General features: G+C 74.6%; 13 protein-coding genes and 1 pseudogene. 3 read left to right on the top strand and 11 right to left on the bottom strand.

Features of this window, described 5'->3' with window-relative positions:
• Position 1: 1 nt before the first annotated feature.
• The 5 genes and pseudogenes from GPA10_RS12590 to GPA10_RS12610 all read right to left on the bottom strand — a co-directional run bounded on the left by GPA10_RS12590 (position 2) and on the right by GPA10_RS12610 (position 5,098).
• On the bottom strand, positions 2-925 hold the full coding sequence (locus tag GPA10_RS12590) for a dihydrodipicolinate synthase family protein (RefSeq protein ID WP_058847815.1): 924 nt from the start codon (positions 923-925) through the stop codon (positions 2-4).
• Positions 922-2,433: an FAD/NAD(P)-dependent oxidoreductase gene (locus tag GPA10_RS12595; RefSeq protein ID WP_157165609.1), complete on the bottom strand. Its 1,512-nt coding sequence runs from the start codon at positions 2,431-2,433 to the stop codon at positions 922-924. Before GPA10_RS12595 ends, GPA10_RS12590 begins: the two co-directional genes overlap by 4 nt.
• The gene (locus GPA10_RS12600) at positions 2,414-2,734 is read right to left on the bottom strand and encodes a (2Fe-2S)-binding protein (RefSeq protein ID WP_058847813.1); all 321 of its coding nucleotides are present in this window, start codon (positions 2,732-2,734) and stop codon (positions 2,414-2,416) included. The genes GPA10_RS12595 and GPA10_RS12600 overlap by 20 nt, the downstream gene beginning before the upstream one ends.
• 60 nt (positions 2,735-2,794) lie before the next feature.
• Positions 2,795-3,958: an NAD(P)/FAD-dependent oxidoreductase gene (locus GPA10_RS12605; protein ID WP_343040727.1), complete on the bottom strand. Its 1,164-nt coding sequence runs from the start codon at positions 3,956-3,958 to the stop codon at positions 2,795-2,797.
• A 121-nt stretch (positions 3,959-4,079) separates the two neighbouring features.
• Positions 4,080-5,098: pseudogene (locus GPA10_RS12610) on the bottom strand (M24 family metallopeptidase).
• A 159-nt stretch (positions 5,099-5,257) separates the two neighbouring features.
• On the opposite strand from GPA10_RS12610, the gene GPA10_RS12615 reads away from it, so the two are divergent.
• Positions 5,258-7,648 carry a collagenase gene (locus tag GPA10_RS12615; protein ID WP_343040728.1) on the top strand — a complete coding sequence of 797 codons (2,391 nt, stop codon included), beginning with the start codon at positions 5,258-5,260 and terminating at the stop codon, positions 7,646-7,648.
• A 154-nt stretch (positions 7,649-7,802) separates the two neighbouring features.
• Positions 7,803-10,172 carry an MMPL family transporter gene (locus GPA10_RS12620; protein WP_157165610.1) on the top strand — a complete coding sequence of 790 codons (2,370 nt, stop codon included), beginning with the start codon at positions 7,803-7,805 and terminating at the stop codon, positions 10,170-10,172.
• A gap of 188 nt (positions 10,173-10,360) precedes the next feature.
• Here GPA10_RS12620 and GPA10_RS12625 read toward each other — a convergent pair whose 3' ends face one another.
• From GPA10_RS12625 to GPA10_RS12650, 6 genes are all read right to left on the bottom strand, one after another.
• Positions 10,361-11,581 carry a glycosyltransferase gene (locus GPA10_RS12625; protein ID WP_157165781.1) on the bottom strand — a complete coding sequence of 407 codons (1,221 nt, stop codon included), beginning with the start codon at positions 11,579-11,581 and terminating at the stop codon, positions 10,361-10,363.
• Between the two features lie 116 nt (positions 11,582-11,697).
• A complete protein-coding gene (locus GPA10_RS12630; RefSeq protein ID WP_058847809.1) occupies positions 11,698-11,934 on the bottom strand; it encodes a phosphopantetheine-binding protein in 237 nt (78 codons plus the stop codon).
• A gap of 5 nt (positions 11,935-11,939) precedes the next feature.
• On the bottom strand, positions 11,940-12,572 hold the full coding sequence (locus GPA10_RS12635; RefSeq protein WP_157165611.1) for an isochorismatase family protein: 633 nt from the start codon (positions 12,570-12,572) through the stop codon (positions 11,940-11,942).
• Between the two features lie 81 nt (positions 12,573-12,653).
• Positions 12,654-14,336 carry a (2,3-dihydroxybenzoyl)adenylate synthase gene (locus GPA10_RS12640; RefSeq protein WP_343040729.1) on the bottom strand — a complete coding sequence of 561 codons (1,683 nt, stop codon included), beginning with the start codon at positions 14,334-14,336 and terminating at the stop codon, positions 12,654-12,656.
• A complete protein-coding gene (gene dhbC, locus GPA10_RS12645) occupies positions 14,333-15,541 on the bottom strand; it encodes an isochorismate synthase DhbC (RefSeq protein ID WP_058847807.1) in 1,209 nt (402 codons plus the stop codon). Before dhbC ends, GPA10_RS12640 begins: the two co-directional genes overlap by 4 nt.
• 125 nt (positions 15,542-15,666) lie before the next feature.
• Positions 15,667-16,509, bottom strand: coding sequence for a 2,3-dihydro-2,3-dihydroxybenzoate dehydrogenase (locus tag GPA10_RS12650; protein WP_157165612.1), 843 nt, complete (start codon positions 16,507-16,509; stop codon positions 15,667-15,669).
• 107 nt (positions 16,510-16,616) lie between these two features.
• On the opposite strand from GPA10_RS12650, the gene fhuB reads away from it, so the two are divergent.
• The gene (fhuB, locus tag GPA10_RS12655) at positions 16,617-19,094 is read left to right on the top strand and encodes a Fe(3+)-hydroxamate ABC transporter permease FhuB (RefSeq protein WP_157165613.1); all 2,478 of its coding nucleotides are present in this window, start codon (positions 16,617-16,619) and stop codon (positions 19,092-19,094) included.
• The last annotated feature ends 10 nt before the right edge of the window (positions 19,095-19,104 follow it).

Consider the following 19,104-nt stretch of genomic DNA (forward strand, 5'->3'; position numbering starts at 1 on the left):
GTCAGCGGTGCCCTTCCGCGAGTGCCTTCTCGGTGGCCGAGCGGACGGCCGCCTCCGCCGCTCCCGTGAGCGGGGCGCGGGGCGGGCGCGTCGGGCCGCCGCGCCGCCCCGCGATGTCCATGGACAACTTGATCGCCTGCACGAACTCCGTCCTGGAGTCCCAGCGCAGCAGTGGGTGCAGGGACCTGTACAGCGGCAGGGCCCGCGTCAGGTCGCCGTCGACGGCCGCGCGGTACAGCTCCGCGCAGGCGGCGGGGAACGCGTTCGGGTACCCGGCGATCCACCCGACGGCACCGGCGACGGCCAGTTCGAGGAGTACGTCGTCTGCGCCGATCAGCAGGTCGAGGTCCGGGGCGAGTTCGGCGATCTCGTAGGCGCGGCGCACGTCGCCGCTGAACTCCTTGACGGCCACGATGCTGCCGTCGCCGTGCAGCCGGGCGAGCAGGTCCGGGGTCAGGTCCACCTTGGTGTCGAAGGGGTTGTTGTAGCCGACGACCGGCACACCTGCCCGCGCGACCTCGGCGTAGTGGGCCCGGACGGCCGCGGCGTCGGCCCGGAAGGCGTTCGGCGGCAGCAACAGGACGCTGCCGCAGCCCTCTTCGGCCGCGTGCTCGGCCCAGCGGCGCGCCTCCGCGCTGCCGTACGCGCCGACGCCGGGCATCACCCGGGCGCCGTCGCCCGCCGCCTCGACGGCGGTGCGCACCACGCGGGCGCGCTCCTCGTCGGTGAGGGTCTGGTACTCGCCGAGCGAGCCGTTGGGGACGACGCCGTCGCAGCCGTCGGCGACGAGCCCGCGGACGTGCTCGGCGTACGCGTCGTGGTCGACGGAGAGGTCGGCGCGCAGGGGCAGCGCGGTGGCGACCATGATGCCGCGCCAGGGGCGGTCGGGCTGCCAGGTGGCGCCGGGGGTGGCAGGGGTCGTCATGAAGGGCCCTTCTGTGGGGTGTGACCTGAGGGGTGAGACCTGTCATTCGGGGGTGGGAGGGCCGCGAGCGCCGCCAGCGTCACGGGGACGGCCAGCGGGCGGCGCTCCGGCGAGGGCGGCAGCGCGGGCTGGCCCCCGCCCTCCTGCCCGGTCGGGGACGCGAGGCAGGCCACGGCCGCCCCGCAGATCCGGCCCTGGCACCAGCCCATGCCCGCGCGGGTGAGGAGCTTGACGCTACGGGCGTCCCGGGCGCCGTAGTCGCGGACGGCCTCACGGACGGTGCCTGCGGTGACCTCCTCGCAGCGACACACGTCGGTGGCGTCGTCGAGCCACGCGGTCCAGCCGGGTCCCGGGGCGTGCGCGCGGGCCATGGCGGTCGCGAAGGCCCGCATCCGGTCCCGTCTGCGCCGCAGCGCACGAGCGTGGCTCCCGCGGACGAGGGCTTCCCGCCCGCGTACCCGGGCGGCCACCGCGATCCCCGCCAGTTCCCCCTCCACGCGGGCCAGCGGGGCGCCGCCGACGCCGCCGGTCTCGCCCGCCGCCCACAGCCCGCGCACCGAGGTCTCCTGGAACGCGTCGAGGACGAGGGCGTGGGCGCCGTCGCGGGTGCGCCGGGTCGCGCAGCCGATGCCGGTGGCCAGCTCGATCTGCGGGACGAGTCCGTGGCCCACCGCCAGCGCGTCGCAGGCGATCCGGTCCGCCGTGTGCGGCAGCGGCCGCCAGTCGCGGTCGACGCGGCAGACGGTGACGCCCTCCACCCGGTCCCGGCCGTGGACTTCGGTGACCGCGCTGCGGGTGCGCAGGGGGATGCGATGCCGCAGCAGTGCCGTGCCGTACGCGGCGGCCTCGGCGAGTTTGCGGGGGTTCGCGGCGAGCGCCGCGGGGCTGCGCGCGTAGCCGAGGTAGCCGGACGCCTCGACGACGGCGGGGACGCGGGCGCCCGCGGCGGCGAGCGAGACGGCGACGGCCGGCAGGAGCGGCCCGCTGCCCGCCACCACGATCCGTCGGCCAGGCAGTGCGAGGCCGGACTTCAGCATGGCCTGGGCGCCGCCCGCGCCCACGACGCCCGGCAGCGTCCAGCCGGGGAAGGGGAGGTGGCGTTCGCTCGCACCGGTGGCGAACAGGACCGTGCGGGCCCGTACGCACACGGGCCGCTCGCCGTCGCCGTCCGCGCCGGTGACCGCGTGCGCGGCCCACAGCTCACCGTCCTGCGCGACCGTCCACACATGGTGCCCGGCGAGGTGGAGGACGCCACTGTCCGCGAGGCCGCGGCGCAGCCCGGCGAAGGCCTTCCAGTCGTGGTGCAGGGCTTCCGGGCGGACGGCGCCGAGGGCGGGCGCGGGGTGCCGGTAGAACTGGCCGCCCACCTCGCCGGAGGAGTCGAGGAGGGCGACGCGGAGCCCGAGCCGGTCGGCGGCCACGGCACCCGCGAGGCCCGCCGCTCCGGCGCCGATCACCGCCAGGTCGTACGAGGTGGCGTGACCCTCCTCAGACGGTGAGTCCGGCATGGCCGTCCCCCTCCTGCGTCGTGATCGCGTCGCCGGGCCGGGCGGGGACGAGGCAGGCCCTGCGGTTGGGGCGGCCGTTGATGGTGGCGAGGCAGTCGTAGCACTGCCCGATGGCGCAGAAGGCACCGCGCGGACGGCCGCCGACGCGGGTGGTGCGCCAGGCGAGGACACCGGCCGCCCAGAGCGCCGCGGCGACGGACTGACCGGGCAGGGCACTCAGCGTCCGGCCGTCGAAGGTGATCTCGAAGGCGGCCTCGGCGTCCGCGCCGACGAGGCCGAGGGGGCTGCGGTCACGCGTCATGACGCGGCTCCTTTCGGGGGCGAGGGGCACAGCGTGGAAGGCCGGTGCGGGCCGAGGCCGTCAGGGTGTGCCATGGAAGCGCTCCGGCCGGAACGCGTGCATGTCGGCGGCGTCCAGCGGCGGCTCGTCCCCCGCCACCAGTGCCGCGATCACCGCCCCCGTGGCGGGGGCGAGGCCGATCCCCGCTCCCTCGTGGCCGCAGGCGTGCAGCAGTCCGGGTGCGCGCGGGTCGGCTCCGACGGCGGGCAGGTGGTCGGGCAGGTAGGGGCGGAAGCCCGCGTACGTGCGCAGCACCCGTACGCGGGCGAGCACCGGGAACAGTCGCGCCGCCCCTTGGGCGAGGCGGCGCAGCACCTCGGTGGACAGGGTGCGGTCGAAGCCGACGCGCTCCCTGCTCGCGCCGATCAGGACCGGCCCCGCGGGGGTGCCCTCGACGACGGGGGACGTCTGGAGGGCGGCCGACCCGGACGCCACGTCCGCGACGTAGTCCGCCGCGTACACCTTGCGGCGCACCACGCGCGGCAGCGGCTCGGTGACGAGGACGAAGCCCCTTCGCGGCTGTACGGGAAGAGCGACCCCGGCGACGCGGGCGAACGCGCCGCCCCAGGTGCCGGCGGCGTTCACGACGTGCGGGGCGTGCAGCTCCCCCGCCGGTGTCCGCACCCCGCGCACGGTGCCGTCGGTCCGTGTCAGCACGCCCACGACCTCTTCGCCGAGCCGCAGGCGCACCCGCGTGCCCGCGGCGCGCAGCAGGTGGGCGGCGGCGAGAGCGGGCTGTACCTGGGCGTCCTGCGGGTAGTGGTAGCCGCCGGCGAGGCCCGGCGCGAGGTGCGGCTCCAGATCGTGGAGCCGCTCCCCCGCCACCTCCTCGGCCGTCACGCCTGCCCGCGCCTGCCGGTGGGCGAAGGCGCGCAGCGCGGTCAGGCCCGTCTCCCCGGAGGCGACGACCAGGCCGCCCTTCGCCTCGTACTCGACGCGGGCGGGCAGCACGTCGGAGAGTTCCCGCCACAACCTGCCGGAGAGCAGGGCCAGTCGGAGTTCGGGGCCCGGCTCCTTGTCGGAGACCAGGAGGTTGCCTTCGCCTGCGCCGGTGGTGCCGCCCGCGACGGGGCCGCGGTCGACCACGGTGATGTCGAGACCGCGCCGGGCGGCGTAGTGGGCACAGGCGGCGCCGACCACTCCGGCGCCGACGACGATGAGGTCCGAGGAGCTTCTCGTGGGCACCTCAGTAATATTTCACATGGCACATCGCTTGCCAAGGGATCCCACACACGCGGCCCGCGCCGCACGCAAACCGCAAACCGCACTCAAGCCGCACTCAACTTCCCTCTCTAAAACGAGCGTTCTACCGTCGCTCGGTCAACTCCCCCATCCATGCCTCGATCCCGACGGGCGTCCGCGGCAGGGCGCCGGACAGCAGACGCGCCCCCTCGGACGTGATCACGAGGTCGTCCTCGATCCGGACGCCGGTGCCCCGCAGTTCGGCCGGCAGCGTCTCGTCGTCGGGTTGCAGGTACAGGCCGGGCTCGACGGTGAGCATCTGGCCCGCTTCGAGGACTCCGTCGAGGTAGGCGTCCGCGCGCGCCTGCGCGCAGTCGTGCACGTCGAGGCCGAGCATGTGGCCGCTGCTGCACAGGGTGTAGCGCCGGTGCGCGTCTCCGTCGGGGCCCTTCAGGACACCCCATTCGGTGAGCCCCTCGGCGATCACGCGCATCGCCGCGCGGTGGAAGTCACGGAAGCACGCGCCCGGCCGCAGCGCGGCGATGCCCGCTTCCAGCGCGGCGAGGACCAGTTCGTACACCTGTCGCTGCACCGGCGTGAAGCGGCCGGACAGCGGCAGGGTGCGGGTGATGTCGGCCGTGTAGAGGCTGTCGGTCTCCACGCCCGCGTCGAGCAGCAGCAACTCACGCGCGTCCAGGGGGCCGTCGTTGCGGATCCAGTGCAGGGTGCAGGCGTGCGCGCCGGACGCGGCGATGGTCTCGTACCCGGTGCCGTTGCCCTCGGCGCGGGCGCGCAGGTTGAAGACCTCCTCGATCCAGCGCTCGCCCCGCGGGTGCGCGAGGGCACGCGGCAGGGCACGTACGACGTCCAGCGGCCGACCCAGAACCGGCTCCAGGACCAGCGGACGCGCAGCTCACCGGCGGGGACGAGGAGGCGCTCGCCGGGGAAGCGCGCGGACAGCCGGGCGAGGCGCCCGGGGGTGAGGGCCGCTGCGGGCAGCCGGATGTCGCCGGGCAGCGGTGTCGCGGCCCAGTCCCGGGTCATGGACTCCTCGAACTCCTCGGACATCGGCGGGTCGTGGCTGACCGTGCGGGGCGCGGCGGCGGGTTCGGTCACGGGAGCCCCTTCGGGCGCAGGGCACATTCCTCGGCACCAAGGGGTTGTCAGTGCAATTTCACATTACTACGTTACGCATCACATGGCGGAGCGGTCACTTAGCTGACGCATCCTCATATCGCCCTGTATCAGGGCGCGTTCGGTACCCGGTACGACTCTCTTCTCCCCCACGCTCTGGAGTGATCGGTGTCCCAGCCGAAGAAACCCTCAAGAACCCTGCGCAGATCGCTGCTCACGGCCGCCACGGCCGTCGTGCTGTGCGTCACGGCCACCGAGGCCGGTGTGGCGGCGGCGCAGAAGCCCGCGGCCCCCGCGGCCCCCAAGGCGCCGACCGTCGCCGCGGCGGCGCAGAAACCCGCCGCGGCCCCCGGCCCGAAGCCGCACGACACGGTGGACCGCAGGGCCACGGCACCCAGGCCCGCGGCCCGTGTCCTGCCCGCGCCCGGAGGCGTCACGGACGGTCGCGTTCCCGGCCCTCGCACGCCCGCCCCGAAGACCCACCAGGGCAAGGCGGCGCCGCGCGCTGTCATCGGCGGGACGGCCGTGCCCTGCACGCTCGACGGCGTCAAGGGCCTGTCGCCGGAGCGGTTCGCCGACTTCCTCGCCGCCGGCGAGGTCACCGCGGACGGCTGTCTGCGGACGCTGATATGGACCTGGGACCAGCGCCTGGCCCCCGTCATGTCCAAGGCGCACATCCAGGCCGTCGCCGACCGCGCGGAACGGCTCGCCGCCGGTCACGACGGGAGGAACGGCACGCACCTCCTGGAGATGTTCACCTATCTGCACGCCGTCGCCTACCACGCCTTCTCGCACGACGAGGTCGACATCTCCGACCCGGCGACACTGGCCGCCGTGCGCCGGTCGATCGACGCGTTCGGGGCGGCCGCCCGCTCCTTCGACGTCACCCGCAGCAACGCAGAGACCCTGCGCGAGGCCCTCACCACCGCCGGCGCCGAGGGCCTGCGCCAGCACCACCTCCCCCTGGTGAAGCGGGTCCTGACCACCATGGACGCCGCCCACCCCGACACCGCGAAGGACGCCTCCTGGGGCGGTGCGGCCCTCTCCGCGCTCACCCTCAACTACCTGGGCATCCACCCCGGCAACCAGGACGCCGCGTTCCGCGCCGCCGTGGCCGCCGACCCCTCCTACCGCGCCGCCTTCAAGGCGTTCGCCGACCACACCCACCTGAAGGGCTCGACCAACGCGTGGGTGGTGCGCGACGCGATCGGCGAGTACGGGCGGATGGGGCAGATCGACGCGCTCCGCGGTGAGATCGTCGCGGCGCTCGGCCCGCTCCTCGCCACCACGGCCCGCAACTTCGGCGACCTGAGCGCCCCCTGGGCGAGGGTGGCGACCTGGCTGAACGAGTTCGACGCGTGCGCGCCCCACCAGGTGTGCAGGACGGACATCGAGAAGCGCCTCTTCCCGCACACCTACGCGTACGGCAAGAAGGGCGCGAACGACCTGCGCGTACGCAGCGGCCTCTCCCGGGACACCGTCGACCAGCTGTACTACGCGAGCACCCAGGTCAAGGCCCAGTTCCACCGCGTGCTCGGCACCCTCGAACCGCTCTCCGGCGACACCAACTCCACCCTGAACATCGTCCTGTACGCCTCCCGCGCCGAGTACGAGAACTTCCAGCCGCTCCTGACCGGCCTGAGCACCGACAACGGCGGCATGTACATCGAGCGGGGCGCCACGTTCTACACCTACCAGCGGCGCGTCCCGCAGGACTCCTCGCTGACCCTGGAGGAGCTGTTCCGGCACGAGTACACGCACTACCTGAACGGACGCTGGGCGGTGCCCGGTTCGTTCGGCGAGGGCCCCTGGTACGAGCGTGACCGGACCACCGCGATGGACGAGGGCACGGCGGAGTTCTTCGACGGCGCGACGCGCGACGACGGCATCAAGGTCCGCAAGTCCCTCGTCAAGGGCATCATCGCCGACACCGCGGACGGCGGCCCGCGCATGACCGTCGACCAGCTCCTGCACGCCACCTACGACGGCGACGGGTTCCGCTTCTACGACTACGCGGGCACGTTCTTCGAGTTCCTGTGGACCGAACGGCCCGCCCTGCTCAAGGAGATGTACGGCCATCTGCGCGCCGACGCCCCGGCGGCGTTCGACGCCTGGCGCGACCGGCTCGGCAAGGACGCGGGGCTGCAGCGCGCCTACGACGCGTTCCTCGACCGGCAGATCGCCCACGTCGACGACCTGTTCGTGCCCGACACCTCCTACACGCCCCTGGACCAGCTGCGCGCCACGTCAGCAGACCAGGTCCGCGCCTCCTTCGCCGCCACCACCGGCATCACCCCGAAGTGCACGGCCACCGGGTCGCAGGACCGTCCCCGCTTCGTCTGCGACGGCCGCGTCACCGCGGCCCTCGGCGACTCGGGGAGCCCCGACCGCGTCTTCAAGGACATGTCCGAGACGGTGGACTACTTCGTCCTCGACCGGGCCGCGAAGGGCGACAACAACCTGACCGACATGAACTGCTCGTTCGGCACGGTGGACATCTGGACGGACGGCCGGGCGGGGACGTCCGCCTTCAGCTGCGAGGGTCCGCTGCGCCGCTGACGCGGCCGGGCCGTGCCCGGCACCGGTCGAGTACCCCGAAGGCGATCAGTACACGAAACTGAGTAGCCGGGACGGTCGGCAGCGCGGACGACGTGCGCGGGGCGCAGCGGGAAGCCTGGTCGGGTTCCCTCCCGTCCAGATGCGGAGTCCTTCCATGTCGACCTTTCTGTACCGTCTCGGCCTCGCCGCCTTCCGGTGGCGGGGCCGGGTGGCCCTGCTGTGGGTGGCCGTCCTCGCCGCCGTCGGTCTCGGCGCCCTGGGCGCCGGCGACGCGCCCGAGGACGAGGGCGCGATACCGGGCATCGAGTCCCGACGCGCCTTCGACCTGATCGACGAGCGGTTCCCCGGCTCCGCCGCCGACGGGGCGAGCGCCCGGATCGTCTTCGTCGCCCCCGGCGGCGAGCGGGTCACGGCGGCCGGCTACCGGGCGGCGGTCGGGGCCCTGGTGGCCGAGGTGGGCAGGGGCAGCCAGGTCGCCGACGTCACCGGGCCCTTGACCGGTTCCGGCGCCGGCACGGACGACGTCGGCAGGGACCAGGTCAGCGAGGACCGGTCGACGGCGTACGCCACCGTCACCTACAAGGTGACGGCCGACGACCTCACCGGCGCGTCCAAGGACGCTCTGGAGCGTGCGGTCGAGCGGGCCCGGGACTCGGGCCTCACCGTCGAGACCGGTGGTGACGCCGTGACGAGCGAGGCCGCGGGGGGCCTCGGCGAGATCCTCGGCTTCGTCGTCGCGGCGGGCGTTCTGCTGATCACCTTCGGATCCCTGGCCGCCGCGGGGCTGCCGCTCGTCTCCGCCGTGGTCGGCGTCGGTCTGAGCATGGCCGCGATCATGGCGTTGGGCGGCGTGCTCGGCCTGTCGTCGTCCACCGGTGAACTCGCCCTGATGATCGGCATCGCCGTCGGGGTGGACTACGCCCTGTTCGTCGTCTCCCGCTACCGGGAGGAGCGTGCCGGGGGCCACGATCCCCGGCGGGCGGCCGGCCTCGCCGTGGGCACCGCGGGTTCCGCGGTCGTCTTCGCCGGTCTCACGGTGGTCATCGCGCTCGCCGGTCTCTCCGTGATCGGCGTGCCGACGCTGACCAGGATGGGCCTGACCGCCGCGGGCGCCGTCGTGATCGCCGTGCTCGTCACGCTCACGCTCGTTCCCGCGCTCCTCGGCTTCTGGCCGGAGGCGGTCCGCGGCGGGCGGCGGGGCCGCGGCCGCACGGGTGGAACGGCGGGGCGCCGGTTCCGTACACGCTGGTTCCGTACGCGGGCATTCCGTACGCGTGAGTTCCGTACGCGCCGGACGCGTCGCGCCGAGGACCGGCGGATGGGTGTGCGGTGGGCCCGCTTCGTCCTGCGCCGCCCCGTGCCGGTCCTGCTCGCTTCGGTGGCCGCCCTCGGCGCACTCGCCGTACCGGCACTCGATCTGCGCCTCGGCATGCCCGGTGACGAGGCGAAGCCCACCTCCACCTCGGAGCGCCGCGCGTACGACGCTCTCGCGGACGGCTTCGGCCCCGGCTTCAACGGCCCGCTGACCGTCGTCGTGGACGCCCGGAACGCGGGCTCCCCCGAGGACGCGGCCGCGTCGGTCGGGGCGGTCGCCGACAGGATCGCGGCCACCGAGGGCGTCGTCGCCGTCTCCCCGCCCCGGTTCAACGCCGCCGAGGACACCGCCGTCCTGCGGGTCACCCCCGCCACCGCGCCCACCAGCGAACGCACGAAGGACCTCGTCCGCACGATCCGGGACGAGCGCCCCCGCACCGAGTCGGCCACCGGCGCCACCTTCGAGGTGACCGGCACCACGGCGCTGAACATCGACGTCGCCCAGAAGATGACGGCCGCTCTGATCCCCTACCTCCTCGTCGTGGTGGGCCTGGCCTTCCTCCTGCTGACGGTGGTGTTCCGTTCCCTGCTCGTCCCGCTGAAAGCGGCCCTCGGCTTCCTGCTGTCCGTCGCCGCGTCCTTCGGCGCGCTGGTCACGGTGTTCCAGAACGGGCACGGCGCCGCGCTCCTCGGTATCGACCAGACAGGACCGGTCATGAGCCAGATGCCGCTCGTCCTCGTCGGCATCGTGTTCGGCCTCGCCATGGACTACCAGGTGTTCCTGGTGTCCCGGATGCGGGAGGCATACGTGCGCGGCAGCGGGCCAGGGGACGCCGTCGTCGCCGGGTTCCGGCACAGCGGCCGGGTCGTGGTGGCGGCGGCGCTGATCATGACGTGTGTCTTCGCGGGCTTCATGACCGGCGGCGAGACGCTCCTCAAGATGGTCGGCTTCGGACTGGCCGTCGCGGTCCTGTTCGACGCCTTCGTCGTCCGGATGGCGTTGGTGCCCGCCGCCCTCGTCCTGCTCGGCGACCGCGCGTGGTGGCTGCCGCGCGCCGTCGGCCGGCTCCTGCCGCGGGTCGACGTGGAGGGCGAGGCGCTGACGCGGGCAGCGGTCCCCCGCCCCGCGGCCGACGCCCCCGCCCTCGCGGCGTCCTCGGCACGGCAGGACTCCCCCCGTGGCGCCGGCCAGGGGAACGACCGCGCATGACCACCCGCACCCTCATCCGCCGCTTCCTCGCCACCCCCGGCTCGGTGTCCGACGCCGTACGGCCCGAGCGGTGGGCCTCTCTGACGGCCCGTGAGCGCGAGGTGACGTCGTGGATCGCGGAGGGCCTGTCCGACGGGAGATCGCCGGGCAGCTGTTCTCAGCCCGCAACAGGGCGCGAGGGGAGCGCCTCAGCAGTTGGCCAGGGCCGCGTCCACCGGGGCCACCGCGTCCTCCGTCGCGAGGCGGGACGCCAGGGCGTGGGCGCGGGACCGGTGGGAGGGGTCCTCGGTGGCGCGGACCAGGGCGTCGGCGAGGCGGGCGGTGGTCAGCCCGCGCAGGGGCACCGCGCACGGCGCGACGCCGAGGGCGGTGAGCCGTTCGGCCCAGAACGTCTCGTCGAACTGGATGGGCACCGGCACGGCGGGCACCCCCGCGCGCAGCCCGGCGGCGGTCGTGCCCGCGCCCGCGTGGTGGACGACGGCGGCCATCCGCGGGAACAGGGCGCTGTGGGGCACGTCGCCGATGGTGAGGACGTCGTCGCCGGTGGCGGCGAGCCCGGCCCAGCCCCGCTGGACCACCCCGCGCAGGCCCGCCGCACGCAGCGCGCGCACCACCTGGGCGCTGAGGCGGTCGGGGTCGGGGACGGTGGCGCTGCCGAGGCCGACGTAGACGGGCGGCGGGCCCGCGGCCAGGAAGTCCTCCAGGTCGGCGGGCAGCCGACCCGTGTCGTGCGGCCACCAGTAACCCACGACGTCGAGGCCGGGGCGCCAGTCGTGGGGCCGGGGCACGATCCGCGGGCTGAAGCCGTGCAGGACCGGCCACCGCCGGTGTTCGTGGGCGCGGCGCGACGCCGCGAGGGTGCGGGGCGCCAGGCCGAGCTGCTTCCTGAGGTCGCGGGCGGTGTCGTGGAAGATCCGCTCGATGAGGGTGAGGACGGCGTGTCCGGCGAGGCGGTTGCCGGTCCGGCCCAGGGAGCGCGTCCCCGTCATCGGGGGCGGGAAGACACCGGTGGGGTAGAAGGGCTGGAGGTTCACGCCGACGCTCGGCAGGCCGAGCCCTTCGGCGATCGTGCAGCCGAGCGGCGCCACCGCGCCGGACACCACGAGCGCGTCGCTGTTCTCGGCGGCCGCGAGGAGCCCGGGGGCCATCTGCGCCGCCGCGTCCTTGGCCATCGTCATGACGCGCAGCAGCCTGCCGGGCCCGGTGCGGCTGCGGTGCAGGCTCCGGCCGCGCTCCGAGTGCAGTTCTGCCCGCGGGTCGACGGGCAGGGCGTGGAAGCGGACGCCGGAGCCCGCCGTCAGCTCCTCGAACCGGCCGTGCGTCACCAGGGTCACCTCGTGCCCCGCCGCGACGAGCCCCGCCCCGAGTCCGGTGAACGGGGCCACGTCACCTCGTGAACCGGCAGTCATGATCGCTACACGCACGGTGCCCAGTATGGCGACACCGGCACCTCGTAGTGGGAGGAACGCACGGACACGGCCGGACCGCCCCGCCCTCTCACGTCCGGCGGTGGCCCCGGGCTCCCTCAGGCGGTGAGCCCGAGCAGCGCCGCCCAGGCGTCCACGGCGGGCCGCTCGGCGAGGTCGGTCAGGGCCACCTCCACGCCGTACGTCTCCCGCCAGCGGCCGACCAGCGTCATCAGGCGTACGGAGTCGAGTCCGTAGTCGATGAGGTTCTCGTCGAGGGGGATGTCGCCGGGCTCCTCGCCGAGCACGTCGGCGATGTCCTTGCGCAGCTGATCCAGGGTCAGGGTCGCGCTCACGGTGGTCAGTTCCCTTCGAGGACGGTGTCGGTGGTGGTGACGACGGCGCAGCGTCCGGCGGCCCAGCGCAGCGCCATCGCGTGGTCGTCGGCGGAGAAGTCGGCCACGGCGTCGGCCACGACGAAGGCCTTCAGGTCCCGCATCCAGGCGTCGGCCGCCGTCATCAGGACGCCGATGTGGGCGTAGATCCCGGTGATCACGAGCTGGTCGCGGCCGAGGTCGCGCAGGTGCTCCTCCAGGCCCGTGCGGACGAACCCGCTGTACTTCCACTTCGTCAGGACCTTGTCGCCGGGGCCGGGGGCGACGGCGTCGGCGATGGCCGCGGCGTGCGCGTCGTCCGGTAGCCCCGCACCCCAGAAGTCCTGCTGGAGGCCGCGCTGTTCGGGTGTCTGGCCGCCGGGCTGCGCGGTGTAGAGCACCGGGATGCCGAGGGCGGCGGCACGTTCCTTGAGGGTGCGTACGTTGGCCAGGAGCTGCGGCACGGGCGCGGCGTCGGCCTCGTACGCCGACAGGAAGTAGTTCTGCAGGTCGTGCACGAGGAGCACGGCGCGCGCCGGGTCGACCTTCCAGTCGACGCGGTTGCGGGGCAGCTCGGCGGCGGCGGGCAGCGGGTAGGAGCTGATGGCGGGCAGGGCCATGGTGCGGGGAGTTCCGTTCGGGTGAGTCGGGGTGTCGGGGACTGTGCTGCCAGGGGCCCGGGGGCGCCGAGCCCTGGCGGGTCAGGGGGTGGCGGGCCGCGGGGGCGCGGGGTCGGCGGTGGCGGCGGAGCGGAGGTCCTTCTTCGAGATCTTGCCCACGCCGGTCTGCGGGAAGACGTCCACGAACTCCACGCGGTCGGGGACCTTGTAGGCGGCGAGGCCCCGTTCGCGGACGAAGCGCTTGACGGCGACGGGCTTGAGCGGTTCCGCGCCGGCCCGCAGGATCACATAGGCGCAGGTGCGCTCGCCGAGGTACGGGTCGGGTTCGCCGACGACGTTGGCGTCGTGGACGGCGGGGTGGGCCAGGAGGTGGTTCTCGATCTCCTCGGCGGCGATCTTCTCCCCGCCGCGGTTGATCTGGTCCTTGGCGCGGCCCTCGACGACCAGGTGGCCGGTCGGGGTGAGCCGGACGATGTCGCCGGTGCGGTAGAAGCCGTCGGCGGTGAAGGAACGCGCGTTGTGCTCGGGCGCGTTCCAGTAGCCGCGGATGGTGTAGGGGCCCCGGGTGAGGAGGTGGCCGGTGGAGCCGGGGGGCAGGTCGTTGTCCTCGTCGTCGACGACGCGTATCTCGTCGTCCGGCGAGATGGGCCGCCCCTGGGTGGTGACGATCGTCTCCTCGGGGTCGTCGAGCCGGGTGTAGTTGACGAGCCCCTCGGCCATCCCGAACACCTGCTGGAGCGTGCAGCCGAGCGCGGGCCTGACCCGGCGCGCCGCCTCCTCGCTGAACTTGGCGCCGCCCACGAGCAGGACCTGGAGGCTGCCGAGGTCGTGCGGCGTCGTCGCGGCGGCCTCGGTCCACACCAGGGCGAGCGGCGGGACGAGCCCGGTGATCGTCACGCCCTCGCGCTCGATCAGCGGGAACGCGGTCTCGGGCGCGGGCTGCGGGCAGAGCACGACCCTGGCGCCCGCGTACAGCGCGCCGAGGGAACCGGGCGAGGACAGCGGGAAGTTGTGGGCGGCGGGCAGCGCGCACAGATAGACGCTGTCCTCGTCGACGCCGCACAGCTCGTTGGAGCCCCACAGCGAGTACATGTAGTCGTCGTGGGTGCGCGGGATGAGCTTGGGCACGCCGGTGGAGCCGCCCGACAGTTGCAGGAACGCCAGGTCGTGCGGGGCGGGCCCCGGCAGGTCCACGGGCTCGGCGGGCACGTCGGCCAGCGCCTCGAACTCCCCCGGATCGCCCTGCGCCACCCACACGTGGCGCAGCGTGGGCACCTCGGCGCGGACCTGGGCGGCGAGCGCGCGGTAGTCGTAGCCGCCGTGCTCGGCGGCCACGACGTAGGCGGCGGCCTCGGTGAACCGGCAGAAGTAGGTGATCTCCGTCTCGCGGTGCGCCGGGAGCGCGAACACCGGCAGCGCGCCGATCCGGAACAGCGCGAAGATCACCTCGAAGAACTCGGCGATGTTGGGGAGTTGCACGACCACGCGGTCGCCCGCGGTGATGCCGCGCGCGGCCATGCCCGCGGCGAGCCGGTCGGCGCGCGCGTCGAGGGCGCCGTAGGTCCAGCGGCGGTCGGTGGCGGGGTCGACGATCGCGACGCGCTCGGGGTGGGCCGCCGCGCGCTCGCGCAGCATGCCGCCGAACGTCTCGCCGCGCCACCAGCCCGCGGCGCGGTAGCGCTCGGCGAACTCGGCAGGCCAGGTGGGGGCGGCGCCCGCGGGGCCGGTGGAGGCGCCCGCGGGGCCGGTGGAGGCGGTGCTCACAGCTCGGCCCCCACCGCGGCGAGGAAGGTCCGGAACTTGGCGGCGGTCTCCGCGGTCTCGGCCTCCGGCTCGGAGGCGGCCACGACGCCCGCGCCCGCGTACAGCCGCAGCGAGCTCGGCTCGGCCTCGGCGCAGCGGATGGTGACGACCCATTCGCCGTCGCCCGCCGCGTCGCCCCAGCCGACCATGCCGGTGAAGAAGCCGCGGTCGAAGGGCTCGCTGTCCCGGATGACGTCGCGGGCCGTCGCGGTCGGGGTGCCGCACACGGCGGGGGTCGGGTGCAGGGCGCAGGCCAGTTCGAGCGCGGAGGCGCCGGGGCCCGCGAGGGTGCCGGTGACGGTGGTGGACAGGTGCCACATGGCGGCGGTGCGGATCAGCGTGGGCTTCGCCGGGACGGTCATGTCCGTGCAGTGCGGTGCGAGTGCCTGGTGGACGGCGTGGACGACGACGGCGTGCTCGTGCAGGTCCTTGGCCGACTGGAGCAGCGCCGCGGCCCTGCGCACGTCCTCGGCGAGGTCGTCGCTGCGCGGAATGGAGCCGGCCAGCGGATTGGCGACCACGTGGCGGCCCCGGCGGGAGACCAGGAGTTCGGGGCTGGCGCCGATGAGGGTCCGTTCGGGCCCCGTGGGCAGGGCGAAGGTGTAGCCGCCGGGATCGCGGCGGGCCAGGCGCTGGAGCATGGCGGGGACGTCGAGGGGCTCGGCGCAGTCTAGTTCGAGGGTGCGGGCGAGCACGACCTTGCTGAAGTCGCCGCGCCACATGCGCTCGACGGCGGCGGCCACGGAGGCTCCGTACACCTCGGGGGCCGGCACCTGCCGGATGCGCCAGTCGGCGCGCCCCGGTGCCTCGGCGGGCAGGGCGATCAGCGGGTCCGCGGCGAGCGGCGGTGCGTCGCGCAGCGACTGCGGCACCGCGAGCGCGGCCGGTGCGCTCTGGTCGAACGGCACGGCTCCGACGACGACCGGGGACGCGGCGCCGTCGGCGCGGGCGCGGGTGAGGGTCTGGGCGACGCGCGCCGCCAAGGGTCTCTCGTCGTGCGGCACTTCGCTGTGCACTCCTTGGCCGAGCAGGGTGCGGGTGGGCGTGCCGAGGAAGCGCTCGCCGGGACGGTAGTCGGCGAGGAGTGCGGTCGCCGCGCCCACGGCGGGGTGGGCCGGGTCGGCGAGGGCGGGGACGTGTGTGGCGACATCGGGTGCCGTCGACACCGGGGGCTCCGTTTCTCTCCCGGCCCGTGCTCCAGGGGGAGGCACGGCCGCGAGTGCGGGGGTGGATGGGGTGCGCGTGCGGCCCGTCGGGTGTGGGCCGTGTGCGCGGGGCGGGGTGCGGGGCGTCACCGCAGGGTGGCGCCGCCGTCGACGTAGAGCTCCTGCATGGTGATGTGCCGCGCCCGGTCGGAGGCGAGGAAGAGGACGGCCTCGGCGATGTCGTCGGGTGCGGCGATACGGCCGAGCGGGATGCCGGTGCGGAACGTGGCGGGGTCGCCGTCGATGACGCGCTGCGGGGCGGCGGCGTCGGACCACAGGGCGCGTTGCATCGCGGTGTCGGTGGATCCGGGGGCGACGATGTTGCAGCGTACGCCGCTGCGGGCGAGTTCGAGGCCCAGGCACTTGGTGTACATGGCCGCGGCAGCCTTGGAGGCGGCGTACGCGGCCATGCCGGTGCGGGGCACTCCGGCGGCGTTGGAGCCGACGGTGACGATGCTGCCGCGGCCGCGTGCGGTCATGCGGGCCGCGACCGCGCGCGAGGTGTGGAAGACGCCGGTGGTGTTCACGGCGAAGGTGTCCGCCCAGTCCTCGTCGGTGAGTTCGGCGGCGGGCCCCGGGCGAAGGATTCCGGCCACATTGACGAGGATGTCGAGCGGGCCGTGGGCGCGCTCGACGTCGTTCACGACGGTGTCGACCGTCGCGGCGTCGGTGACGTCCATGACATGTGCGGTGATGGTGCCCGGCGGTGCCGTGTCGTGCGGCGCCGGTGCTTCAGGCCGGTCGGCGGCGCGGTCGGGGCCGGCGGCGATGCCGTCAAGTGCCTCGGCGGTGCGGTCGGTGGCCACGACATGGGCGCCCTCGGCGGCGAGGCACCTGGCCACGGCCGCGCCGATGCCCTGCCCGGCTCCGGTAACCAGGGCCGTTCTCCCGGCCAATTCGGCGCCTATGCCGGATATGTGTGCGGACATGAGCAGCTCCCCCCTCATTCTTAGGTAAGCCTAACCTAAATCAGACACGGCGTGTTCTGAACGCAGCCCCTGGCGGGGAATGTGTTTGGTTAGGCTAACCTCACCTCATGCAGTCGCAGCACACGGGTACACCGCAGCTCACCGCCGAAGAGGACGCGTCGGCGGGGCAGTTGGCCGCTCCGTCCTCGCAGGGGCGTGATTCGGCCAACTCCGCCTCGGCGGCCGAGGCCACCTCGGGGACCGAGGCCACCTCGGGGACCGAGGCCACCTCGGGGACCGAAACCACCTCGGCGGCCGAGACCACCTCAGCGGCCGGGATCACCTCCGCGGGCAACTCCACCCCGGCTCCGCCTCCGGCGGGCGTCCCGGACGCCGACGGGCGCAAGGTCCGCCTGCGCGTCCTCGTCCTCGCCGCGCTCCTCCTCGTGCTGTGCGCCGTGTCGCTGTCCGTGGGCGCCGGTGAGGTGGGGGCGTCGGGCGCGCTCGACTATCTCCTTGACCGCGGCGGTGCCCGCGCCGACTCCCGGCTGTCCCTCGTCATCGGCGATCTGCGGCTGCCGCGCACCCTGACCGCCGTCCTCGTCGGCACCGCCCTCGGCGTCGCCGGGTGCCTGCTCCAGGCCGTCACCCGCAACCCGCTGGCCGAGACCGGCCTGCTCGGCGTGAACGCGGGCGCCTCCCTGGGCGTGGTGGCCGGCATCGCGCTGCTCGGGCTCGACTCGGGGTTCGCCTATCTCGTCTGCGCGTTCGCCGGTGCCGTTCTCGCCAGCGGCCTGGTGCTCCTGATCGCCGGGCGGGGCGGCGGCTCGCCGATGCGCCTGGTGCTCGCGGGCTCCGCGCTCGGCGCCACCTTCGGCGGGCTCACCAGCGTGATCGTGGTGAACTCCGCCGAGACCTACGACCGCTTCCGGTTCTGGGTGCTCGGTTCGCTCGCGGGCGTCGAGGGGTACGGCGAACTGGCCCGGCTCGCACCGGTCGTCGGCGCCGGCCTCGTCGTCGCCGCGCTGGTCGTCCGACCGCTGTCGGCGCTCGCCCTAGGCGACGACCTGGCACGGGGCCTCGGCCACCGCCCGTCCGTCACCCGTACCGTCGTCGCCGTCGCGGTCACCCTGCTCACCGCCGCGGCCGTGGCGCTCGCGGGCCCCATCTCCTTCCTCGGCCTCGTCGCGGGCTTCGCGGCGCGCGGTCTCGCGGGGCCGCGGCTGCCCGCCCGCCTCGTGCTCGCCGGGCTCGTCGGCGCCGGTGTCCTCACCGCCGCGGACGTGGCCGCGCGGGTGGTGTCCCGCCCCTTCGAGGCACCGGTCTCCGTGATCGTCGCGCTCATCGGGGCGCCGGTCCTCATCGGCATCGTGCGGTCGCGGCAGCTCGCGACGATGGGCATGACCGACCCGGCCACGGAGGAGAGCCGGGGCAGCGGAAAGCGACGGTTCGCGCCCGTGCGGGCGGTGCTCCGCCCCGGCCTCGCATCCCGCGAGGACCGCGCCGCTCTCCGCTCCCGCGAGGACCGCGCCGCAGAGGCCCACCGCACCACCGGCACCGGAACCGGCCGCGTCGACGGGCTCATGGTCCTGCGCGGCGGCCCGGTCTCGCTGCTCGTCGCGCGCCGCCCCGCCTTCGCCGCGCTGGTACTCGCCGCCCTGCTCGCCGGTGCCGTCGTCCTGTCCGCGTACGCCGGGCAGAGCGACATGGGCATCTCGCGCACCTTCCACGCGGTCCTCGGCCAGGGCGACCGCTTCGACGTGCTGCTCGTACAGAAGTTCCGGCTCGGCCGGATCGTCGCAGGGCTCGTCGCGGGTGCCGCCCTCGGCCTCGCGGGCTGTCTCACCCAGACCCTGGCGCGCAACCGCCTCGCCACCCCCGAACTCCTCGGCGTCAACGACGGCGCCACCGCCGCCGTCCTGCTGTCCGCCACGCTCAGCGCCAGCGGCACGTTCGGCGCCTGGTGGGCAGGGCCGCTCGGCGCCCTGGTCGCCGTGGTCGTGGTGACCGCCGTGTCCGGCGGCGCCGGGCAGCGCGGCTACCGGGTCCTCGTCGTGGGCCTCGCGATGTCGGCACTCGCCTCCGCCGTCACCCAGGTGGTGCTCTCCCGGCGCTCCCTCAACTCCGCGAGCTCCCTGTACGTGTGGACCTCCGGCAGCCTCAACGGGCGCGGCTACTCCGTCGCCGTACCGGTCCTGATCGGCCTGGCCGTCCTGATCCCGGTCGCCCTGGCCGTCGCCAGGCACCTGGCGGTGCTCCGCTTCGACGACGACACCGCCGCGTCCCTCGGCGCGGGGCCCGCCCGCACCCGGGCCGTCTGCCTGCTGCTCGCGGTGGCCCTCGCGGGCCTCGCCGTCGGCGTCTGCGGGCCCGTCGGCTTCGTCGCCCTCGCCTCACCGGTGATCGCATCGCGGCTCGCCGGGCCGCTGCGGGTGCCGCTGATCGGCTCGATGCTCACCGGGGCGCTGCTCGTGGTCGTCGCCGACACCCTCGGGCGGATCGCGTTCTCCGGCTCCGAACTGCCCGTGGGCATCGTGACGACCGTCCTGGGCGGTCCCTTCCTGCTGTGGGTGCTGCTCGGCCGGTCCGCGGCGACCCGCGTCTAGGGCCACCCGG

It is taken from the genome of Streptomyces typhae (assembly GCF_009755605.1).
Taxonomy (GTDB): Bacteria; Actinomycetota; Actinomycetes; order Streptomycetales; family Streptomycetaceae; genus Streptomyces; species Streptomyces typhae.